Source organism: Caballeronia sp. (assembly GCF_049581465.1).
GTDB lineage: Bacteria > Pseudomonadota > Gammaproteobacteria > Burkholderiales > Burkholderiaceae > Caballeronia.
On sequence record NZ_JBAUSA010000369.1, the window covers coordinates 1 to 3848 of the forward strand.

A 3848-nucleotide genomic window follows, 5' to 3' on the forward strand; every position below is an offset into this window, starting at 1 on the left:
TACCTGACGGACCTCTGGAAGAACGACCGGAGCGAGTACGAGCGCGCGATTGCTACAGCAGGCGGACCAAGTGAAATGAATAAGCCGCTATCAGAAGAGGAAGCCGCGTACTGGGATGCGTGGCTAAATCCGCCGACGCTATCTCCGGGTCTGTTGAAGCTGTTCGACAAGTACGTGCATGATTCACGCGCCGGGTTCCTGCGCATCGACAGCAGCGGTTATTTTAGGCCGCGTCAGATCATCGAGCCGTCCAGCCTGCCAAAATTGCCAGGAACGCAGAAGCGGTCCGCTGAGATTGCGCAGGGAGCCGCGACTCAAATGGGAGATATCAATGTTTCTGCCTAAAGCGCTCCAAAAAGAAACTCGTGTTCTTGAATCCAGACGGCATGCGCCAGCGCGCGCAGCACGCCGTCCCGTTATATCAAGGAAAAACTCAAGCGGTCACTTCGCTCGCGGGCTTGGTGGCTGTATGCAGGTCAAGGCTCGATGGCTTGTACTCTTTCAGGACTTCGCGGGCGCGCTCCAATTCCTCGGCAGGGCCATGCGCCATGACGAGAAATCCGTCGGCCTGAACCGCAGTCTCGTAATGGACGGCGTGGTCCTTGGGAACGCCTGCGTTAAAGAGCGCTGCAACCAGCGCGCTGACGCCGCCCACGACAACCGCGCCTTCAATGGCGGAGACCACGATTGACGCGAAGTAACCCGCCACGACGACCGGACCGACCACCGGGAGCGTCAGGACAACGCCGCCGAAGAGGATGCCCCACAGTGCGCCCCAGAACGCACCGTATTTACCCCACAGCTTCATACGGTCGCCGGTGTTGTAAACGCCGACGATTTTCTCTTCGGTGTGATAGCCCTTGCCGATCACGCTGAAATGCTTCATGTCGAAGCCATTTTCAATGAGCTTGCGCACCGCGCTGTCAGCCCCGCTGTGGTCGTTAAAGGTGGCAATCAGAACGTCGTTTCCAGTCATTTGCTTCTCCGTTGAACAAGGGTGCCTGCGTGGATACTGGGCTTTCCCGTTTTCGACTTGTTGATTCAAGTCAATCCAGTTCATTTGATGCGGAGTGTTGACGTTCAGCGGCAGGGCGGTGTTCGGGGTCATGGTTCTGCTGGCGAGAGGGTTTTACGGCCGCCTCACACGACCGCTAGCAGAACCGTCACCTCTACCCGATCCCTACGCATGTGGCTCGTCGTCGGCCCGCCCAGGGACCAGCAATACCGGGCAATGCGCCATGCGAACGAAGCGCTCCGCGACACTCCCGAGTACCAGCCGCTGAAACCCTCGGCGACCGTGCGTGCCCATCACGACCAGATCCGCCTTCATTGCGTCCGCCGCGATCAGGATGCGCTTCGCGATACTGTCGAAGGTTAAATCGACTTCGTCGATCTGAGCGGCGCCGCTCACATTTCGAAGATGCATCTTCGCGAGCGCCTCGTCGGTGACGCGCTTGCCTTCCTCGAGCATCGCGTTGCGCAGAACCGACGGATCGTAGCCGGGCACGTCGTACGACATTGCCGGATTGTCGACGACGTAGAGCGGATGCAATTCCGCGTTGTTGTCCTCGGCAGCCTGCAGAGCTGTCTCAAGTGCCAGCTCGGACGTTTCGCTGCCGTCGATTGCGACGAGTATGTGCTTGTACATGGTGAACTGACCTCGGGTGGACTTTGTAAAACGGCTGACTTGCTAGGTGTTCATGCCGGCCGCGGCCGATGCCTCGTTCGTCGAGGCGCGGCGGCTACCAGCGTCACCGACGACAACTCTACAATCTCCGAGGTGATCTCGTCCTGCCTCAGACGGCGCGACTCCCCGATCAACTTGTCGAGCGTGTCGTGGACGTTGGCGCGGGCAGCGATCATCGCGCGCATGCGAGCCGCGTTTTCGGCGGCGAACGACAGCATGATCGCCTCGCACAACTGGGCGTAGATGTATTCCTCCGCAAGCTTGGCAAGCAGTCTGTGCGGCGAGAGCGTGACAAGCGGCGGATTGGCGCGGATCGCCTGTTTGAAGCGCTTGAAATCGAAGGGCCATAGAGCGCTTTCAACCACTTCGATCGTCTCCGACGGATTCGGTACGGCGTGGAGCAGCGTCACCCGTGTTGCGCGACCCGCGTTCAACCGCTCATACAGGACACCGGTGATGCGGTCGGCAAGAGCTGTGACTTCATCGGCGTGCGCGACCATCGGTGCCGACCAGCCGATCGTCAGGCCATGTTCGGCTGCAACGGCCAAACCGCGGTCGCCGAGCAGAAAATACTCTGCTAAACGAAATGAAGGGCGCTGTGTCGCGGTCTCGACCACGTGTTCGTTGAAGGTGCCGACGAACCCCTGCTCCGCGCACAGAATGATAACCACCTCCGCATCGGGCGCGGCGTTCGCTTGCGTGCCCGCTTCATCGCGCTGTTCGAGCCGCAGAGCATCGGCAATGGCGGTCCCGACTATGTTCGCGCACGCGCGGATTGCATCGATGCGGCTCTGCGCTTCACGAGAGCGGGCCGCAGCGATACCGCGCATGGCGCTCACCACCGATTCGAGTTCATGCACGCTCGAGATGCGGCCCTGAACTTCGCTTAGCTTGTTGCTCATGGCGCGCTCGACTGGGTTGAAGGTGCGGCCGACGCCGACGCTACCTCCACCTTCTCCGCTTGAAACGCCTGAGCGAGCTCGCGCACGGCGCCCACAAGCGTAGCCAGAGAGGCAGGGTCCAGCTTGCCGCTGTCCTTCAATATAGCCGCCGCATTGCCGCCGTGTGCATCGAGGTGCGCGGCGAGGCGTGCGCGCAGCGCGGGAATGTTGTCGACGGGGATGCTGTCGAACACGCCTTCGGCAAGAGCGGCCAGGAGCGCGACTTCGTCCACCGGCCTGAGCGGCGTAAAGCGCGGCTGCGTGATCAGCGCACGAATGTGCTCCCCGCGCACCACCTGCGCTTTCACCCGCGCGTCCGTCAGGCCGCCGAAGCGCGAGAACATCTCAAGCTCCAGGAACTGCGAATAGTCGAGGCGCAAACGTCCCGACACGTTTCGCAAGGCCGGCATCTGCGCCTTGCCACCAACGCGGCTGACGCTCAGGCCAACATCTATCGCGGGGCGCTGGTTGGCCGCGAACAAGCCCGTATCCAGCACGATCTGGCCATCGGTGATCGAGATGAGGTTTGTCGGGATATAGGCGGACAGGTTGCCGGCGTCGGTCTCGGCAATCGGCAGCGCGGTCAATGACCCGCCGCCGCGCTCTGGTGAAAGCTTCGCGGCCCTTTCGAGAAGACGCGCGTGCAGATAGAAAATATCCCCGGGATAAGCCTCGCGTCCTGGCGGCTCGCGGGTGAGCAAGGCCAGTTCGCGGTGTGTCGCTGCGTGTTTGGTCAGATCGTCGATCACGACAAGCGCATGCTGGCCACGGTCACGAAAATATTCGGCAATTGTCATTGCGCTGAAGGGCGCGATCCATTGCAGCCCCGCCGATGCCGCGCCCGAAGCGAATATGAACACGCAACGCTCAGGGGCACCGTGTTCACGAACCGCCGCGATCACGCGCTCGACTGCCGACGCGCGCTGGCCAATCGCGACGTACACGCAAATTACATCGGTATCCTTCTGATTGACGATCGTATCGATAGCAATCGACGTCTTGCCCGTCGCCCGATCGCCGATGATCAACTCGCGCTGTCCGCGCCCGATCGCGAAAAGGGCATCGATCAGCAAAATGCCGGTCGCGATAGGTTGCGCGACCAGATCGCGCTCGATGATGCTGGGCGCGGGTCTCTCGATGGGCATCCGCGCTTCGGCTTTCACCGGCTCTGCGCCATCGAGCGGCCGGCCGAGCGGGTCGACGACACGCCCGAGCAAGCC

General features: G+C 61.5%; 4 protein-coding genes and 1 pseudogene. 1 reads left to right on the forward strand and 4 read right to left on the reverse strand.

The window, feature by feature from the left end; translation table 11 throughout:
* Nucleotides 1-345 (forward strand): annotated as a pseudogene (locus WCA53_RS09175) (hypothetical protein); the annotation flags it as partial.
* 88 nt (nucleotides 346-433) lie between these two features.
* Here WCA53_RS09175 and WCA53_RS09180 read toward each other — a convergent pair.
* The 4 genes from WCA53_RS09180 to WCA53_RS09195 all read right to left on the reverse strand — a co-directional run.
* The gene (locus WCA53_RS09180) at nucleotides 434-1108 is read right to left on the reverse strand and encodes a DUF1269 domain-containing protein (protein ID WP_423908250.1); all 675 of its coding nucleotides are present in this window, start codon (nucleotides 1106-1108) and stop codon (nucleotides 434-436) included.
* Between the two features lie 72 nt (nucleotides 1109-1180).
* On the reverse strand, nucleotides 1181-1648 hold the full coding sequence (locus tag WCA53_RS09185; protein WP_423908252.1) for a universal stress protein: 468 nt from the start codon (nucleotides 1646-1648) through the stop codon (nucleotides 1181-1183).
* A gap of 50 nt (nucleotides 1649-1698) precedes the next feature.
* A complete protein-coding gene (locus tag WCA53_RS09190; protein ID WP_423908254.1) occupies nucleotides 1699-2589 on the reverse strand; it encodes a F0F1 ATP synthase subunit gamma in 891 nt (296 codons plus the stop codon).
* A partial coding sequence (locus WCA53_RS09195) for a F0F1 ATP synthase subunit alpha (protein ID WP_423908256.1) occupies nucleotides 2586-3848 on the reverse strand: 1263 nt, incomplete at its 5' end. The genes WCA53_RS09195 and WCA53_RS09190, both read right to left, overlap by 4 nt.

Bases quoted from the DNA above. Each gene is read 5' to 3' on its own strand.
- WCA53_RS09190 (WP_423908254.1), bottom strand. From the start codon at position 2,589: ATGAGCAACAAGCTAAGCGAAGTTCAGGGCCGCATCTCGAGCGTGCAT.
- WCA53_RS09180 (WP_423908250.1), bottom strand. From the start codon at position 1,108: ATGACCCCGAACACCGCCCTGCCGCTGAACGTCAACACTCCGCATCAA.
- WCA53_RS09185 (WP_423908252.1), bottom strand. From the start codon at position 1,648: ATGTACAAGCACATACTCGTCGCAATCGACGGCAGCGAAACGTCCGAG.